Raw genomic sequence first — 16,800 nt, 5'->3', positions numbered from 1 at the left:
CGCTGAAAGGTACTGCCGGGCCCGTTTTCGACCGGTTGGACACACCCGCCGCGGCCAGCGAAACGGCTCCTTTCCAACAGTCCTAACCACCCTGGCGAGCGACGCGGGACTCGCTGCCCAGATCCTGAAATCCCCCTGCAAGGAATACCGATGATTGTCACCCCTGTGGAACTGCTGATCAGCGACTGCGATGGCGTACTGGTCGACAGCGAAATCCTCGCCGAGCGCGTCGTTCTCGACGGCCTCGCCGCCCATGCGCCCCGTGCCGAACTGCAAGCCCTGCTGCACGGCACCTTCGGCCTGACCACCCGCGACATCTTCAACCGGGTCGAGCAACGCTTCGGCATCACCCTGCCACCGCAGTTGTTCAGCGAGCTGCGCGCCCAGGCCGAAACCCTCATCGCCACCAGTGTCGAACCCATCCCCGGGGTGAAGCGCGCCCTGGAAAGCATCGATCTGCCGCTGGCGGTAGCCTCCAACAGCCTCAGGCACAGCGTCGAGGCCTCGGTGCGCCGGGCCGGCCTGGTCGAACGGGTGGCAGGGCATATCTTCAGTGCCGACATGGTCGAGCGCCCCAAGCCGGCGCCCGACGTCTACCTGCTCGCCGCCAGGACGATGGGCGTCACACCGGAGCGCTGCCTGGTGATCGAAGACAGCGCCACCGGCGTACGCGCGGCCCTGGCCGCCGGGATGCGGGTCATCGGCTTCACCGGTGCCAGCCATATCCCGCCGACCCACGGCGAGACCTTGACCAAGCTGGGAGTGACCGCGCTGATCGCCCACATGGACGAGCTACCCGCCACGGTGGAGCGCCTGCGGGAGGCGGCCAACAGCGCCCAATGAAAGAAGGGGCCGAGCGGCCCCTTCTTCGTTTCACTGCACCGCGTGACTCAGGACAGCACCGAGCCAGCCACCTTGGGCAGAGCGGCGGCCGAGGCCAGACCAGCCACGGCGCTCCAGGCCGGCTCGCCAAGCTGGGTTTCCAGCACCTGCCGGTGGATCGCCTCGCGATGCTGTTGCAGCACGATATCCAGGGCGCGGCTGGGCGTCAGCTCGACGTCGTCGAAGGTGACGATCTGCCCAGGCTCCATCGCCCGCTTGAGCACGCTGTGCTTGAGCAGGCCGATCGGCAGGTGGTCCGGGCACTCGGCGATCTTCACCGCTTCGCCGCGCACGCTGTAGCCACCGATACCGCGCTCGATGACCTCGCCCACGGCCATGGGCTTCTTCATGATCGCCGCCACGCTCAGGGTCGGCGTGGGCGAGTTGTTGAGCAGGACCTTGCCGCCGGCGATGACGCGGCGCAGGGTCTTGCCGACTTCCAGGGAGCACAGGTGGAAGGGGCGTACCAAGACATAGTACGGCCCCTTGCCCAGCTTGAAGTATTCGATGGCGCCGGCCTGGTCCTCGTCATGGCGACCGACGACGAAGACGCCACCCGCGGAGTAGCCGCTCGGGATCACGTAGTCGACGATGGGCTTGCCCAGTTGCTCGGCCATCTGCGCGAGGATGTTCGCACTGTCCTGCAGGTTGGTCGAGTTCAGTCCTTCCAGGCCCTGGCGGGTGATGGTCGCGCCATAGTGGTTGCCCACCACCACCTGCTCGATCTGCACCTTGGTGCCGTCGGTGAAGGAGGTGGTCTGGTCGACGCTGGTGCCCTGGCGCGCGGACCAGTAGGCCATGTCTTCCGGGGTCGGATTATGGTTAAGGTAGCCCTTCATGTTGCCGTACACCAGCGGCTTGAAGCCCATCTGCACCGCTTCCTCGTGCAGTGCGGCCAGCGAACCGGGTTGGTCGCCCTCGGCCTCGGTGAGGAAGCCCTTGCCCGCCAGGTAGGAGCCCGTCGTCACCTGCAGCTCGGCATTGATGGTGACCACCTTGATGCCAGCCTCGAAGGCGCGCTCGATGATCTCGGTGCCGTGGTAGGGGTCGCCACTGCACTCCACCAACAGGTCGCACTGGTCGATGAGTTCGTTCACCGACAGGGTCAGCGCCTCGGGCAACGGATAGTCGGTGACCGTGGCGATAGGGCGGCGGGTCAGGACGCGGGTGACGGTCATGTCGTCGTAGTGACGGCTGATCAGACGCGCGAGGCAGCGAGAAATCATGCCGGTACCGACGATACCGATGCGGGTGACGGGTGTAGGGGAGGACATAGGATCGATTCCTTTCTAAGAGAATGATGGTGGCGACCAAGGCCACCTTGCGAAGTGCCGACCCCAACTGCGTGTCCGATCTCTTGCACATGGAACAACAACGCTTCCAGCAGAAATTCTATTGACTGGGATCACTCTTTCCGTGCGACTCGAAGCCACCTCAAAAATTCAAGACTTCATGACATTTAGCGACCAATGGCTGCAGATCGCCACTTTTAGCTCATCTATCTGGAAGGCTCGGCACCCTCCGGTCCACTGACGCCCCGGGCCCAGTAGGCACGACGGAACAGATCGCGCTCACCCAGAGCCAGCAGCAACAGCACGAATACCAGCATGGCCACGCCGATACCGACGATCAGCTCCAGCAGGCCGACCGGCTTGGGCAACCAGAGACTCAAGAGGGCCACCGCGCTGCCGGCGCCGAACCAGCGCAACAGCAGGGTCAGATGCAGACCGCCCAGGGAGTGGCGATACAGCGCCAGCGCCATGAACAGCGCCTGCAGGAAGGCCCCGGTAGTGAAGGAATAGGCCAGGCCCTGGGCACCGAAGGGTTTGTAGAGGCAGGCATCCAGGGCCACGGTGATCAGCGAACTGGCCAAGGTGGCGTAGAGGAAGGTTCGTGCCCGCTGCTGCGAGAGCAGCGCTCGCCCCCAGAGCAACGCCAGCCCCATCCAGGGCAGGCCCAGGGCGTAGGCCACCACCAGGGTGGCGGTCGCCGCGCTCTGCTCGGCACCGAAAGCACCGCGCTCCAGCAACACCTTGACCACCGGCTCGGCGTAGCCGAACAGCACCACCGCTGCCGGCACCAGGAACAGCAGGGTGCCCAGCAGCGCCTTGCGCATCAGCGCGCCGTACTTGTCGGTGTTGCCCTCATTCCAGCTGCGGGTCAGCTCGGGGAAGATCATCGCCAGGATCGACAGCGCATAGAGCGTGAGCGGGATGGTGACGATGCGATAGGAGAAGGACAGCATGGTGATGTTGCCCTCAGCCAGCAGCGAGGCGAAGAAGCGCTCCGCCAGCATGCAGCCTTGCTGGGCACCGGCGGCGAGCAGTACCGGGGCGAAGGTCAGCGCGAAGGGGCTGCCCTCGGGCTTTTCCATCGCCACCGAGCGCTGGCCGAGGTAGCCCAGGCGCCGGTGCTGGATGACGATCAGCGGCACCTGGGGCAGCAGCATGCCGATGAACAGGCTGATGCCGCTCGGCTGCAGGGTGACGATGGCCAGGATGGCGCCGAGGTTCAGCATCAGCGTCCGGGTCATCGGCAGGATGAAGATACGATCCAGGTTGAGCAGTGCGCCCTGGCAATAGAGGATGGCCTGTACGCAGATCAGCAGGGTGCCAACGGCGAACACCAGCTTGCCCGCCTCGACCTGCTCATCGCTCCAGCCAGGCGCCAGGGCGTGCATCAGCCAGGGACTGGCCAGCACCCCGATCACCGACAGCAAGAGGCCGAACAGGCCGATGCGCCAGTACAGCCAGCGCCCCACCTGCTCGTACTGGGCGTTGCAGCGGTCACGGATGCGCTGTAGATAGGGAATCATGGCGTCGCGCAGGGCGAGGCCGAAGAAGCTTTCGAAGAATACCGGCAGGATCAGCGCGACGAAGATGAGGTCGGCCTCCCAGCTCACGCCGAATTGGCGGGCGATCAGCAGGTCGCGCAGGAAACCCAGCAGGAAGCTGGCGACGGTGATGGCCAGGATGATGACGGTCGAACTCACGCCCGCACCTCGTTGGGCAAGTGCCGGCCGAACAGGGCATAGGGCGAAGGGAGAAGGCAGCTGGGCATGGGCGGTCTCGTTCCGTGAGCCGGAGATGATCCGGAAAAGGCGGGCGTGGATGCCCGTTCAGTCCAGACTCAGAGACCAGCTTGCGCCCTTAAGTTTCCCCTGACTATTTCGCTGGCGCGTGGAAATGTCGAACGATTGGCAAATTGCCATGAGTGCCCGGGCGGCGCCCGCCGAACGGTCGTGGTTGCAATCCCGGACAAAGCCGAATACTGTATATATAAACAGATACAGGATACGAGGTGACGCATGGCCGTCGAAGTGTTGTATCGCAGTAGCCGAGATCCGGAGCGCCTGTTCATGGATAAAGCCGAAGCCGATCGTCACGACAAGATGCTGGAGCTGGCCGAGTCCCTCGCCAGCGTGCTGGACAAGGCCGTGCCCGGTCTTGCCGAGAAACAGTGTGAAGACCTGGGCCTGTTCATGGCCCGCAACCGGGAAGTCTTCGCCCGGGCCTTTCGCAACCAGCCGGATGCGCTGGGCGAGCTCGATCTACCCGAGTGACGCGCGCCGATCCAGGCCCGGGACAAGGCTCCTGCGCGGACGGTGCCGCGTGACGCGCTCCTTGTCGGCAGGATTCGCTCGGGCGAGGTGATGCACGGCCACTGAGCCCCGGGCCGGCTGGGTACACCACTTCACCGTCGTTCGATTCGACCTGAGCCAGCCTGGCGGTCTTCCATCCGGGCCTGGCCGGCGTCACCCTGGCTCGGGTAGCCTGGGACAAGATTCGAGCCGGAGAAAATGCCTTGTCCCTTCCCATCATCTTCGACACCGACCCTGGCGTGGACGACGCCCAGGCGATCGCCCTGCTGTTCGCCGACCCCGCCTTCGAGGTGCTCGGCCTGACCACCACCTTCGGCAACGTCCCGGTCAGCACCGCGACGCGCAATGCCCTGCTGCTCACCGAGCTGGCCGGACGCGATGTCCCGGTCGCCGCGGGGGTCGCCGAACCCCTGGTCAAGCCGGCGGGCAACCATGCCCTGCACGTGCACGGCCAGGATGGCCTGGGCAATCAGGCGCTACCGACGCCCAGCCGGACGCCCCATGCCCTGGATGCCGCCCGCTTCATCGTCGAGCAGAGCCGCCTGCGCCCGGGCGAGATCACCCTGGTGGCGGTCGGCCCCCTCGGCAACCTGGCGCTCGCCCTGGCGCTGGACCCGGACGTCGCCCAGCGCATCCGCCAGGTGGTGGTGATGGGCGGCGCCATCGTCGAACCGGGCAACGTCACGCCGGTGGCGGAAGCCAACATCTTCTCCGACCCCCACGCTGCCGCCCGGGTCTTCGCCGCATCCTGGCCGCTGACGCTGGTCGGCCTGGATGCCACCCACCGCGCCGTGCTCGACCCGCCACGCCTGCAGCGGATCGCCACATGCCAGGGCGCCCTGGGCGAGGTGCTGGCCAAGAGCTACGACTTCTATGCCGATTTCTATCGCAGCGTGAAGGACATCGACGGCTGCCATCCCCACGACAGCTGCGCCCTGGCCTTCCTGCGCCGGCCGGAGTTGTTCCGCACCGCCCGCGGCCATCTGAGCGTCGGCACCGAAGGACTCGCGGAAGGCCAGACCTTCTTCGCCCCGAAGGGTCGTGCCTATCAGGATGGTCGCTGGTCCAGCAATCCGCCGGTGACGGTCTGCCTGGACATGGACGGCCCGGGGATGGTTGCCTGGATGGAAGAGGTACTGACCGACACGAACGCCTAATCGGTCACGAATCGGCGAAGGGACCGCGCCAGAGCCCTCGCCAGCCGAATAAGTGCGAGCTGTGCACGCAAGATCGCTGCAGGAGTGAGGTAGAAATCCCCGGTGTTTTCTACCTCGTCCCTGGCGGACGACCATGCAAAGGATTGCCCATGGCTCGCTACGATCTCCACCTCAGCGGTGGCTGCCGCCCCGATGTCCCGACCGACACCCTGAGGGTCAGCCTGCTCTATCACCTGAAGCTGACCCCGGAGCAGGCAGAGCGACTGCTGCCGCCGGCGACGGGCATCCTCAAGCGCGATCTGTCCGCCGCGGCGGCCCGCGATTGGCTCGAGCGTTTGACGGACGCTGGACTCGAGGTGCACCTGGAAGAGCGCGAGCGGACACCACCGCTCGCCCAGGATCTCGATCTGCAGGCACGGCTGGCCGCCCTGCGGACGTCCGGCCTGCCACGCCCGGCCTTCCCGTTCGGGCGCCGGCTGCAACTGCTGGCGGCCATCGGCACCGCGCTGCTGCTGTCCCTCCTCTATCTGCTGCCCGGGCTGCTCGGCCTCCTGCTGGCCTTGGGTGCGCTGCATGCCTTCGCCGGCCTGCTGCATCAGGACGCCCTGATCGCCTGCATCCTGGCCTTGCCGACCGCCCTGCTGGGTGCCTGGCTGGCCGTCGATTTCCTGCTGCCCCCCCTGCGCCGGCGCACTGAAGCGGTTGCCACGCTGCCGCTGACCGCCGCGCAGGAGCCGGGCCTGTGGCGGATGGTCGACGCCCTCTGCCAGGCCATGGGCGTGCGCCCGCCACGACGCATCCTGCTCAGCGCCGAGGCGGATATCCGCCTCGGCGGGGCCGGTCGCACCCTGTATCTGGGCCTGCCACTGCTACCTGCCCTGACCACCCGCCAGTACCTGGCCAGCCTCGCCCATGCGCTCGGACACCAGGCCCACTGGCTGGATGCCCTCGGCGGCGGCCTGCTCAATGCCAGCCTGGCCTGGCTGGAACGCCTCGGCCAGGAGCAGCGCCCTGCCCGCTCGGCACGCCGCCGTCCGCGGCTGGCACGGGGTTGGGCGCGACTGCTGTTTGCTGCGGCACGGCGCCTGACCCAGGCCGCGAGCCAACGCCGGGAAGCCCGGGCCGATCACTACGAAGCCCAGCTCGGCGGCAGCGACGGCTTTCGCGAGACTGCGCTGCGCCGCCGCGATGCCAGCCAGGCCTGGCGCGAGGCCCGGCGCCGCAGTCTCGCCGCGCCGCAGGAGCTGGGGCTCGCCGAGAACCTGCTGGAACTGGTGGAAGCCCTGCTGGCCAGGCAGTGCGAGCGTTCGTCGCTGAGTGCGAACCAAAGCAGTCGCTACTGGCAGCGCCATCCGGCGGATCAGCAGCGGGTCAACTGGGTGAACGCCCTTGAGCAACAGCCGCTGCTGGATGACCAACGCCCGGCCCAGGCGCTGCTGGACCACTACGAGTCCCACGGCCAGGCCCTCACCCAGGCGGTGTATCGCCAGGCGGGCTACGCAGCACCCGGCCAGCGGAGCGCCACGGTCGCCGACCTGGTACCGGAGCTGGAGCGGGATGCTGGCGAGGAGCTCGTACTGTGGAGCGGTCACGCCTGGCCCGATTCGCCTTGGCTGCCGCTGCACCTGCCGCTGGATCGTGCGACCCGTGCCCTCGCTGCGAATGCCGTCCGCGAGCGTCTGCAACGCCTGGCCCAGCAGACGTCACGGGCCTGGCAGGAGGCGGAAAAGGAAGCGCAACGCCGCTGCCTGCTGGCCTTCTACGAGGAACTGCACATCCACGGCCTGGCCCAGGCGGTACGCGGCGAGGGCGAATTCAACCAGCAGCATCTGCAGGACTATCGCGCCATCGATACCTGGCAGCCCCCTTCCCGGGAGCAGTTGCAGCAGCTGGCGCCGTTGCATCGCCAGCGCATCGAGCTGGCCCTCGCCCGGCGCCTGCCCGGCCAGGCGCAGGCACGCGAGTGCTATCGATTGCTCCTCACCCTCGCCGAACACTATCCAGAGGTGGAACGCCTGCGCGAGGCGCGTCTGCTGGTAAAGGAGTACCGCACCCTGCAACGGCAACTGCAAGGCTCGCCACGCATCAACGAATTGTGCGATTTCGCCAAGCAGGATCACCAGCGCCGAGTGACGTTCTGGCTGCGATCGCCGCTGCGCCTGCCGGCGTCCATCGCCGAGGTCAGCCTGGGCGAACACCTGCAGCGACACTGCCCGCGACTGGAACTGGCCGAGGACTCGCCCTCCGCGGTGTACCGCCATACCTCGGGTCTGCTGCCGGCGCTGAGCGAGCTGCACCAGCGCGCCTGGCTGCACCTGACGCGCTGGTGTCTGCAGGCCGAGGCCGAGGCCGACGCCGACGCCGATTCTACTGGCGAGAGGCCTCGGCTACGCCACTCGGCCTGACGCCTGGCTCCCCCCAAAAGATCCCGTAGGGGCGATGCCGATCCGTCAAGCCTTCACCCAGTGTGTCGGCAAGGCATTGGGTGGCTTTGTGCAACATTGCAGCTTGGAGCTGGCTTTACGGCTGTTATCGCGACCATGGCGGTACGCCGGTGCGGCTGCTCCTACGGCGATGCTCCGACGGTAGGCGCCACTGTCTTATCGCGGCCATGGCCGCTCCTACAGGCACCGGTCCATCCGGCCCGTGGCCGCGATAAGGCTTCAGCAGTAGATGCCCATTGCGGTCCATGCAGAAGCCCGGCATTGGCCAATTCCGCTGAGATAATGAAAACGCCGCGTTCCCGTACCGGGAACGCGGCGTTCTTCGTGCTAACCAGGGTAGCTGGAAGCGCAGTGTGGGCTGCGCTCAGTGCTCAATTGACTGGCAAGGAGCTTTTTTTCATCACCAGGATCAGTTGACCTTGGGGTCCAGCTCGCCGCGGGCATAGCGCTCGAACATGGCATCCAGGGAGATCGGCTTGATCTTGGATGCCTGGCCGGCGGTGCCGAAGGCTTCATAGCGGGCGATGCAGATGTCGCGCATGGCGGTCACGGTCTTGGCCAGGTACTTGCGCGGATCGAACTCGGCGGGGTTCTTGGCCATGAACTCGCGGATGGCGCCAGTGGACGCCAGGCGCAGGTCGGTGTCGATGTTGACCTTGCGGACACCATACTTGATGCCTTCGACGATCTCCTCGACCGGCACGCCGTAGGTTTCCTTGATGTCACCACCGTACTCGTTGATGATCTTCAGCCACTCCTGGGGCACCGAGCTGGAGCCGTGCATGACCAGGTGGGTGTCCGGGATGCGCGCATGGATTTCCTTGATGCGCTGGATCGACAGGGTGTCCCCGGTCGGCGGCTTGGTGAACTTGTAGGCGCCATGGCTGGTGCCGATGGCGATGGCCAGGGCGTCGACCTTGGTGGCCTTGACGAACTGGGCGGCTTCTTCCGGATCGGTAAGCAGCTGGCTGTGATCCAGGGTGCCTTCGGCGCCAACACCGTCTTCTTCACCGGCCATGCCGGTTTCCAGGCTGCCCAGGCAACCCAGCTCGCCTTCCACGGACACGCCGCAGGCATGGGCGAAAGCCACGGTCTGCTGGGTGACACGCACGTTGTAGTCGTAGTCGGAAGGCGTCTTGCCGTCGGACTTGAGCGAGCCGTCCATCATCACCGAGGAAAAGCCCAGCTGGATGGAACGCTGGCAGACGTCGGGACTGGTGCCGTGGTCCTGGTGCATGACCACCGGGATGTGCGGGAATTCTTCCACCGCAGCCAGGATCAGGTGACGCAGGAAGGGAGCGCCGGCGTACTTGCGGGCACCGGCGGAGGCCTGGACGATGACCGGCGAATCGGTCTTGTCGGCGGCTTCCATGATGGCGCGCATCTGCTCGAGGTTGTTGACGTTGAAGGCCGGGACGCCGTAGCCGAATTCGGCGGCGTGATCCAGCAGCTGACGCATGCTGACGAGTGCCATTGGTGATTATCTCCCTAACAAAGGCGGTGGTGGCGCCAGCCTGCATGAGCGGCTGGCAGGGTTCAAGCGGCCGACCCCTGGCCGCCGTGGATTAATCGGTTCAGCTGACATTCGCCGGTTCACGGCGCACGGCAGCCACGACCGATGAGGTCATTGCCGGCGATCCAGTAGACGAGCCCCTGGTCACCACGGATGTGGAAGGCCACCAGCCCGTCGGTATAGGACTGGCCGTCGGTGGCCGGTTCGCGGTTGAGGTGACGGATCAGCCCATCGCTTTCCAGCTTGAGGTCGACGATGGACTGGCTGCGATCCACGTAGCGCCAGTCGAAGGCCGCCTTGGAATCGCAGACCCAGTGGGTCCAGCCACCGGTCTGCTGGCCACCGCGCCCGGCACAACCGGCCAGCAGCGCAGCGCCCAGCAGGCCGAGGATGAGGACGCGCCCTCTCATTGGGCGCAGCCGCTGGTGAGGCGACTGGCGTTGCCCGTGAGCGTATCGACACGCTCGCCGTTCTGCGCCGTGGGCGTGGCCGCTGCCGCGGGTGGCGGCGCGAAGACCGCGCAGGCCTTGTCGGCATTGCCACCGGCGCAACCGGCCAGCATCAGGACAGCGGAACAGACAAGCAGCGGCGTACGCATGGCGATCACTCCTGGGCGCGTTGCTGGAGAACTTGCACGGCCGGCAGTACCTTGCCCTCGACGAATTCGAGGAAGGCACCGCCGCCGGTGGAGATATAGGAGACCTTCTCACCGATGCCGTACTTGTCGATGGCGGCCAGGGTGTCGCCACCGCCGGCGATGGAGAAGGCGTCGCTGTCGGCGATGGCCTGGGCTAGGGTGCGCGTGCCTTCGCCGAACTGGTCGAATTCGAAGACGCCGACCGGGCCGTTCCAGAGGATGGTCTTGGCCGACTTCAGCAGGTCGGCGAATTGCTGGGCGCTGACCGGACCGATGTCGAGGATCATGTCATCGTCGGCCACGTCGTTGATGGACTTGGTGGTGGCCTGGGCGGTCTCGGCGAATTCCTTGGCGACCACCACGTCCACCGGCAGCGGCACGCTGACCTTGGCGGCGATGGCCTTGGCGGTGTCCACCAGGTCGGCTTCGTACAGCGACTTGCCGACCTTGTAGCCAGCCGCGGCGAGGAAGGTGTTGGCGATGCCGCCGCCGACGATCAGCTGGTCGCAGATCTGCGCCAGGGAGTTCAGCACGTCCAGCTTGGTGGACACCTTGGAGCCGGCGACGATGGCCGCCATCGGACGGGCCGGGTTGCCCAGTGCCTTGCCCAGGGCATCCAGTTCGGCGGCCAGCAGCGGACCGGCCGCGGCGACCTTGGCGAACTTGGCCACGCCATGGGTCGAGCCTTCCGCGCGGTGAGCGGTGCCAAAGGCGTCCATGACGAAGATGTCGCACAGGGCGGCGTACTTCTTCGCCAGTTCATCGGCATTCTTCTTCTCGCCGACATTGAAACGCACGTTCTCCAGCAGCACCAACTGGCCCGGCTCGACTTGCACGCCGTCCAGGTAGTCCTTCACCAGCGGCACCTCGCAGCCCAGGGCCTTGCCCAGGTAGGTGGCGACCGGCGCCAGGCTGTTCTCTTCGCTGAACTCGCCCTCGGTGGGACGGCCCAGGTGCGAGCAGACGATCACCGCGGCGCCCTTCTCCAGCGCCAGCTTGAGGGTCGGCAGGGCGGCGACCAGGCGGGCGTCGCTCTTGATCTGGCCTTCCTTCACCGGAACGTTGAGGTCTTCGCGGATCAGGACGCGCTTACCCTTCAGATCGAGGTCGCTCATTTTCAACACGGACATACAGGCAATCCCTTAGTTGTGCTTGTTTCAGGTGGGCTTGGCGATGCGCAGCCAGTGGCCGGCGACGTCGAGCATGCGGTTGGCGAAACCCCATTCGTTGTCGAACCAGACCAGCAGATTGACCAGCCGGGGGCCGGAGACGCGGGTCTGGCTACCATCGACGATGGCCGAATGGGGATCGTGGTTGAAATCGCAGGAGGCGTGGGGCAACTCGGTATAGTCGATCAGCCCGGCCAGGGGACCGCTCCGGGCGGCGTCACACAACAGGGTGTTGAGCGCGGGGGCCGTGGTGTCCTGGCCGACGATGCAGGTGATGTCCAGGCAGGAGACGTTGACCGTGGGTACGCGCACGGCGCGCGCCTGGATGCGGCCGCTCAGCTCCGGCAGCAGGCGCTCGATACCGCGGGCCAGGCCGGTCGCCACCGGGATGATCGACTGGAACGCCGAGCGCGTCCGCCGCAGATCTTCGGCATGGTAGGCGTCGATCACGGGCTGGTCGTTCATGGCCGAGTGGATCGTGGTGATGGAGACGTACTCCAGACCCAGGGTCTCATGCAAAAGTTTCAGCACCGGGACGCTGCAGTTGGTGGTACAGGACGCATTCGAGACCAGCGTCTCATCGCCGCGCAGGGCCTGCTGGTTGACCCCGTAGACCACGGTGGCGTCCACGTCCGTCTCGCTGGCCATGGGCTGGGAGAACAGCACCCGAGGGGCGCCCGCCGCGAGAAAGCGGCCACCTTCGGCACGGGTGCTGAAGGCGCCGGAACATTCCAGCACCAGATCGACGTCCAGCGCCGCCCAGTCGACCCGCTCCGGTTCAGCCTCGCGGCGGATCTCCAGGGCCTGGTCGCCGATGCGCAGGCGTTCGCCCTCCAGCGCCACCCGCCCGGGAAAGCGGCCATGGGTGGAATCGAAGCGCGTCAGGTATTCGAGGCTGGGCCGGTCGGCCAGGTCGTTGAGGGCCACGATGGCGAGCTCGGTGGCCGCGCCGCGCTCGTGCAGCGCACGCATCACGCAACGACCGATGCGACCGTAGCCGTTAAGAGCGAGGCGATAGCGAGCGGGACTCATGCGTGAACGGACTCGGGCGCAAGCGAAAGGCCGATTATGCGGCGGTTCGACGACGAATGGGAGTCGCCAGGGTAGTCAGGTCGACTTTCGCACTACAAAAAGGCGCTTCCCTTGGCAGACAGGAAAGAAATTCGCCGCCTGGCCTGGCATGCCTGCCGCAGCGACAACGGATCGCGGTCTGCAGGGAAGCCCTATAGGTAGTCCCAGGGTTGCGGGGCTACCTGACGCTTCGCCCATGGCCTGGCAAAAACCGTCATCCGGGGGCGATAGATCAAAGGCATGACCCAGATCAAAAACCCTACTTGTTGTGTTGTAGAAATTATAAAACACCATATGTAGTATCTGGACCGAACTTGAGGCCCAAGCCGCGCTCGAAGGAAAAGACCCGTGACGCCCTGGTAAACGCCGGCTGGCGTCAGGCTTTTTCCTTTGAGTTCGCTCCACTACGGACAGGAGTCAGCCATGACCATCACCATCTACAGCAAGCCCGCCTGCGTGCAGTGCAACGCCACCTACCGCGCCCTGGACCGTCAGGGCATCACCTACCAGGTGGTGGATATCGAACAGGATGCCCAGGCGCGCCAGACCGTGGAATCCCTGGGCTATCGCCAGGTGCCGGTGGTGGTGGCCGGTGACGACCACTGGGCCGGCTTCCGCCCGGACAAGCTCGGCCAGCTGGTGGCCTGAGGCCGCGGCCATGGGCGAGCTGCTGTATTTCTCCAGCACCTCGGAGAACACCCACAGATTCGTCGAGAAACTCGGACTGCCGGCGCGGCGCATTCCCCAGGATCCCGCCGCCGAACCGCTCAAGGCCCGCGAGCCCTACATCCTGGTCTTGCCGACCTATGGCGGCGGCGGCAGCAAGGGCGCGGTGCCCAAGCCGGTGATCCACTTTCTCAACGATCCGCACAACCGGGCCCTGATCCGCGGCGTCATCGCCGCCGGCAACACCAACTTCGGCGAGGGCTACTGCCTGGGTGGACGCATCGTCGCCCAGAAATGCGCGGTGCCCCTGCTCTACCAATTCGAATTGCTCGGCACGACGGAGGATGTCGACCGGGTGCGCACGGGAGTGAACGACTTTTGGCAACGTCAGGCCTGACCCCGACCGGCAGCGACGCGGACTACCACGCGCTCAACGCCATGCTCAATCTCTACGGTCCCAACGGCGAGCTGCAACTCGACAAGGATCGCCAGGCGGCGCGGCAGTACTTCCTGCAACACGTCAACCAGAACACTGTGTTCTTCCACAATCTGGACGAGAAGCTCGACTACCTGGTGGACAAGGGCTACTACGAGGCCGCGGTGCTGGAGCAATACGCGCCGGCCTTCGTGAAGGCGTTGTTCGAGCGCGCCTACGCCTACAAATTCCGCTTCCAGAGCTTCCTCGGCGCCTTCAAGTACTACACCAGCTATACCCTCAAGACCTTCGACGGCCAGCGCTACCTGGAACGCTACGAAGACCGGGTGTGCATGGTCGCCCTGAGCCTGGCCCGTGGTGACGAGCGCCTGGCCGAGTCCCTGGTGGACGAGATGATCAGCGGCCGCTTCCAGCCGGCTACTCCGACCTTCCTCAACGCCGGCAAGCGCCAGCGCGGCGAGTTGGTGTCCTGCTTCCTGTTGCGCATCGAAGACAACATGGAGTCCATCGGCCGCGCGGTGAATTCGGCACTGCAACTCTCCAAGCGTGGCGGTGGCGTGGCCTTCCTGCTGAGCAACGTGCGCGAGGTCGGGGCGCCGATCAAGCGCATCGAGAACCAGTCCTCCGGCATCATCCCGATCATGAAGCTCTTGGAAGACGCCTTCTCCTACGCCAACCAGCTGGGTTCGCGCCAGGGCGCCGGTGCCGTCTACCTCAATGCCCACCACCCGGACATCCTGAGATTCCTCGACACCAAGCGCGAGAACGCCGACGAGAAGATCCGCATCAAGACCCTGTCCCTCGGCGTGGTCATCCCGGACATCACCTTCGAGCTGGCCAAGCGCAACGCCGACATGTACCTGTTCTCGCCCTACGACGTGGAGCGGGTCTATGGCGTGCCCTTCGCCGACATCAGCGTCAGCGACAAGTACGCCGAGATGGTGGCCGATGCACGCATCCGCAAGCGCAAGATCAACGCCCGGGAGTTCTTCCAGACCCTGGCGGAGATCCAGTTCGAGTCCGGCTATCCCTACCTGATGTTCGAAGACACGGTGAATCGCGCCAATCCCATCGCCGGGCGCATCAACATGAGCAACCTCTGCTCGGAGATCCTTCAGGTCAATACCCCCAGCCGCTTCGACGAAGACCTCGGTTATGAGCACATTGGCCAGGACATCTCCTGCAACCTGGGCTCGCTGAACATCGCCCGTACCATGGATTCACCGGATCTGGGCCGCACCGTGGAGACCGCCATCCGCGGCCTCACCGCGGTCTCGGAAATGAGCGACATCCGTTGCGTGCCCTCGGTGGCCGCCGGCAATGCCGCCTCCCACGCCATCGGCCTGGGCCAGATGAACCTGCACGGCTACCTGGCCCGCGAGCACATCCACTACGGCTCGGCGGAAGGCCTGGATTTCACCAATCTGTATTTCTACACCGTCACCTACCACGCGGTGCGCGCCTCTAATCGCCTGGCCATCGAACGCGGCCATAGCTTCCAGGGCTTCGCCGATTCCAAGTACGCCAGCGGCGAATATTTCGACCAGTACACCGAGGGCGACTTCACCCCCCGTACTCAACGGGTGGCCGAGCTGTTCGAGGTGGCCGGCATCCGCCTGCCGACCCGCGCCGACTGGCAGGAGCTCAAGGCCTCGGTGATGCAGCACGGACTGTTCAACCGCAACCTCCAGGCCATCCCGCCGACCGGTTCGATCTCCTATATCAACCACTCCACCTCGAGCATCCATCCCATCGTCGCCAAGGTGGAGATCCGCAAGGAAGGCAAGCTGGGCCGCGTCTACTACCCGGCGCCCTACCTGGCCGACGACAACCAGGAGTTCTACCAGGACGCCTACGAGATCGGCCCGGAAAAGATCATCGACACCTATGCCGAGGCCACTCGCCATGTCGACCAGGGGCTGTCGCTGACACTGTTCTTTCGCGACACCGCCACCACCCGCGACATCAATCGGGCGCAGATCTACGCCTGGAAGAAGGGCATCAAGACGCTCTATTACATCCGCCTGCGCCAGGCCGCCCTGGAAGGCACCGAGGTGCAGGGCTGCGTGTCCTGCAGCCTGTGAGGAAAAGGTCATGAATGCAGCTATGAACGCCCCACGCCTGAACCGTATCAACGCCATCAACTGGAACCGTATCCAGGACGACAAGGACCTGGAGGTGTGGAATCGCCTGACCGGCAACTTCTGGCTGCCGGAAAAGATCCCGCTGTCCAACGACATCCCCTCCTGGGCGACCCTGACGCCCAAAGAGCAGCAGCTGACCATCCGCGTCTTCACCGGACTGACCCTGCTGGACACCATCCAGAACGCCGTGGGCGCGCCAACCCTGCTGGCCGATGCCGTCACCCCCCACGAGGAAGCGGTGATCGCCAACATCGGCTTCATGGAGGCAGTCCATGCGCGCTCCTACAGCTCGATCTTTTCCACCCTCTGCTCGACGCCGGACGTGGACGAGGCCTATCGCTGGAGCGAGGAGAATCCCTATCTGCAGACCAAGGCCGAGCTGATCCTCGAGCGCTACCATGCCGAGGACCCGCTGCTGCGCAAGGTGGCCAGCGTCTTCCTGGAGTCCTTCCTCTTCTATTCGGGCTTCTACCTGCCGATGTACTGGTCCAGCCGCGCCAAGCTGACCAATACCGCCGACCTGATCCGCCTGATCATTCGCGACGAGGCGGTGCACGGCTATTACATCGGCTACAAATTCCAGCAGGCCCTGGCCAAGGAAAGCCCGGAGCGCCGCCAGCAGGTCAAGGACTTCGCCTACGAGCTGCTGCAGGACCTCTATGACAACGAGGTGGCCTACACCGAGGACCTTTACGACAGCGTTGGCTGGAGCGAGGACGTGAAGAAATTCCTCCACTACAACGCCAACAAGGCGCTGATGAACCTGGGCTTCGAGGCGCTGTTCCCCAGCAGCATGACCGACGTCAGCCCGGCGATCCTCGCCGCCCTGTCGCCCGGCGCCGACGAGAACCATGACTTCTTCTCCGGCTCGGGTTCCTCCTATGTCATCGGCAAGGCGGTGAGTACCGAAGACGAGGATTGGGATTTCTAAGCCAACCCTCTGCTCCGGCAAGCCCCCTCTCCCCCTGGGAGAAGGTTGGGGTGAGGGCGCGCCTCGCGAAGAAGTCCTCAGTGGAAAAGGCTGCGCCGTTTTCCACGCTACGGAGCTGATTGGTTGATAACCTTATCGCGGCCATGGCG

The 16,800-nt window shown here is 65.4% G+C and carries 15 protein-coding genes; 8 read left to right on the top strand and 7 right to left on the bottom strand.

Translation table 11 applies throughout. The features are described 5' to 3' along the window. The first annotated feature begins 150 nt into the window (after positions 1-150). Positions 151-843 (top strand): HAD family hydrolase, encoded by a 693-nt coding sequence (locus tag AR540_RS18015; RefSeq protein WP_059230634.1) that lies wholly within the window; start codon positions 151-153, stop codon positions 841-843. Between the two features lie 47 nt (positions 844-890). Here AR540_RS18015 and AR540_RS18010 read toward each other — a convergent pair whose 3' ends face one another. Further along, positions 891-2,108: an NAD(P)-dependent oxidoreductase gene (locus AR540_RS18010; RefSeq protein WP_236712102.1), complete on the bottom strand. Its 1,218-nt coding sequence runs from the start codon at positions 2,106-2,108 to the stop codon at positions 891-893. Positions 2,109-2,380: 272 nt separating this feature from the next. Then, the gene (locus AR540_RS18005; protein ID WP_059230630.1) at positions 2,381-3,874 is read right to left on the bottom strand and encodes a lipid II flippase MurJ; all 1,494 of its coding nucleotides are present in this window, start codon (positions 3,872-3,874) and stop codon (positions 2,381-2,383) included. Positions 3,875-4,189: 315 nt separating this feature from the next. On the opposite strand from AR540_RS18005, the gene AR540_RS18000 reads away from it, so the two are divergent. From AR540_RS18000 to AR540_RS17990, 3 genes are all read left to right on the top strand, one after another. Beyond that, positions 4,190-4,444, top strand: a complete 255-nt coding sequence (locus AR540_RS18000; protein WP_059230628.1) for a YebG family protein — start codon at positions 4,190-4,192, stop codon at positions 4,442-4,444. A 242-nt stretch (positions 4,445-4,686) separates the two neighbouring features. Next, the gene (locus AR540_RS17995) at positions 4,687-5,640 is read left to right on the top strand and encodes a nucleoside hydrolase (RefSeq protein ID WP_059230626.1); all 954 of its coding nucleotides are present in this window, start codon (positions 4,687-4,689) and stop codon (positions 5,638-5,640) included. A gap of 149 nt (positions 5,641-5,789) precedes the next feature. Continuing rightward, positions 5,790-8,045, top strand: a complete 2,256-nt coding sequence (locus AR540_RS17990; protein WP_059230622.1) for a M48 family metallopeptidase — start codon at positions 5,790-5,792, stop codon at positions 8,043-8,045. Between the two features lie 448 nt (positions 8,046-8,493). On the opposite strand, the gene fba is transcribed toward AR540_RS17990, so the two are convergent. The 5 genes from fba to epd form a co-directional block, all read right to left on the bottom strand. After that, on the bottom strand, positions 8,494-9,558 hold the full coding sequence (gene fba, locus AR540_RS17985; RefSeq protein WP_058761498.1) for a class II fructose-bisphosphate aldolase: 1,065 nt from the start codon (positions 9,556-9,558) through the stop codon (positions 8,494-8,496). Between the two features lie 119 nt (positions 9,559-9,677). Then, positions 9,678-10,007: an MliC family protein gene (locus AR540_RS17980; protein ID WP_059230620.1), complete on the bottom strand. Its 330-nt coding sequence runs from the start codon at positions 10,005-10,007 to the stop codon at positions 9,678-9,680. Continuing rightward, the gene (locus AR540_RS17975) at positions 10,004-10,195 is read right to left on the bottom strand and encodes a hypothetical protein (protein WP_059230619.1); all 192 of its coding nucleotides are present in this window, start codon (positions 10,193-10,195) and stop codon (positions 10,004-10,006) included. The genes AR540_RS17980 and AR540_RS17975 overlap by 4 nt, the downstream gene beginning before the upstream one ends. Before the next feature lie 5 nt (positions 10,196-10,200). Then, complete coding sequence (locus AR540_RS17970; RefSeq protein ID WP_059230617.1) at positions 10,201-11,364, bottom strand: phosphoglycerate kinase; 1,164 nt, start codon at positions 11,362-11,364, stop codon at positions 10,201-10,203. A gap of 27 nt (positions 11,365-11,391) precedes the next feature. Beyond that, entirely contained in the window at positions 11,392-12,435 is a 1,044-nt protein-coding gene (epd, locus tag AR540_RS17965; RefSeq protein WP_059230615.1) for an erythrose-4-phosphate dehydrogenase, read from the bottom strand. Between the two features lie 462 nt (positions 12,436-12,897). On the opposite strand from epd, the gene nrdH reads away from it, so the two are divergent. The 4 genes from nrdH to nrdF are packed head-to-tail and all read left to right on the top strand — an operon-like array spanning position 12,898 to position 16,651. Continuing rightward, complete coding sequence (gene nrdH, locus AR540_RS17960) at positions 12,898-13,122, top strand: glutaredoxin-like protein NrdH (RefSeq protein WP_059230613.1); 225 nt, start codon at positions 12,898-12,900, stop codon at positions 13,120-13,122. 10 nt (positions 13,123-13,132) lie between these two features. Continuing rightward, the gene (gene nrdI, locus AR540_RS17955; RefSeq protein ID WP_027598230.1) at positions 13,133-13,537 is read left to right on the top strand and encodes a class Ib ribonucleoside-diphosphate reductase assembly flavoprotein NrdI; all 405 of its coding nucleotides are present in this window, start codon (positions 13,133-13,135) and stop codon (positions 13,535-13,537) included. Next, positions 13,519-15,660 (top strand): class 1b ribonucleoside-diphosphate reductase subunit alpha, encoded by a 2,142-nt coding sequence (gene nrdE, locus AR540_RS17950; RefSeq protein ID WP_082707040.1) that lies wholly within the window; start codon positions 13,519-13,521, stop codon positions 15,658-15,660. Before nrdI ends, nrdE begins: the two co-directional genes overlap by 19 nt. A 10-nt stretch (positions 15,661-15,670) precedes the next feature. After that, positions 15,671-16,651, top strand: a complete 981-nt coding sequence (nrdF, locus tag AR540_RS17945; protein ID WP_330219596.1) for a class 1b ribonucleoside-diphosphate reductase subunit beta — start codon at positions 15,671-15,673, stop codon at positions 16,649-16,651. Positions 16,652-16,800 lie beyond the last annotated feature (149 nt).

The organism is Pseudomonas sp. EpS/L25 (assembly GCF_001512295.1).
Taxonomy (GTDB): Bacteria; Pseudomonadota; Gammaproteobacteria; order Pseudomonadales; family Pseudomonadaceae; genus Chryseomonas.
The sequence above is the reverse complement of the archived record's forward strand: the minus strand, read 5'-3'. Positions and strand labels throughout refer to the sequence as shown.

What these genes read in the sequence shown, in the direction of transcription:
- AR540_RS18010 (WP_236712102.1), bottom strand. Translation starts at nt 2,108, where the DNA reads ATGATTTCTCGCTGCCTCGCGCGTCTGATCAGCCGTCACTACGACGAC.
- nrdF (WP_330219596.1), top strand. Translation starts at nt 15,671, where the DNA reads ATGAATGCAGCTATGAACGCCCCACGCCTGAACCGTATCAACGCCATC.
- AR540_RS17980 (WP_059230620.1), bottom strand. Translation starts at nt 10,007, where the DNA reads ATGAGAGGGCGCGTCCTCATCCTCGGCCTGCTGGGCGCTGCGCTGCTG.
- nrdH (WP_059230613.1), top strand. Translation starts at nt 12,898, where the DNA reads ATGACCATCACCATCTACAGCAAGCCCGCCTGCGTGCAGTGCAACGCC.
- AR540_RS17975 (WP_059230619.1), bottom strand. Translation starts at nt 10,195, where the DNA reads ATGCGTACGCCGCTGCTTGTCTGTTCCGCTGTCCTGATGCTGGCCGGT.
- AR540_RS18015 (WP_059230634.1), top strand. Translation starts at nt 151, where the DNA reads ATGATTGTCACCCCTGTGGAACTGCTGATCAGCGACTGCGATGGCGTA.
- epd (WP_059230615.1), bottom strand. Translation starts at nt 12,435, where the DNA reads ATGAGTCCCGCTCGCTATCGCCTCGCTCTTAACGGCTACGGTCGCATC.
- AR540_RS17990 (WP_059230622.1), top strand. Translation starts at nt 5,790, where the DNA reads ATGGCTCGCTACGATCTCCACCTCAGCGGTGGCTGCCGCCCCGATGTC.
- nrdI (WP_027598230.1), top strand. Translation starts at nt 13,133, where the DNA reads ATGGGCGAGCTGCTGTATTTCTCCAGCACCTCGGAGAACACCCACAGA.
- AR540_RS17970 (WP_059230617.1), bottom strand. Translation starts at nt 11,364, where the DNA reads ATGTCCGTGTTGAAAATGAGCGACCTCGATCTGAAGGGTAAGCGCGTC.
- fba (WP_058761498.1), bottom strand. Translation starts at nt 9,558, where the DNA reads ATGGCACTCGTCAGCATGCGTCAGCTGCTGGATCACGCCGCCGAATTC.
- AR540_RS18000 (WP_059230628.1), top strand. Translation starts at nt 4,190, where the DNA reads ATGGCCGTCGAAGTGTTGTATCGCAGTAGCCGAGATCCGGAGCGCCTG.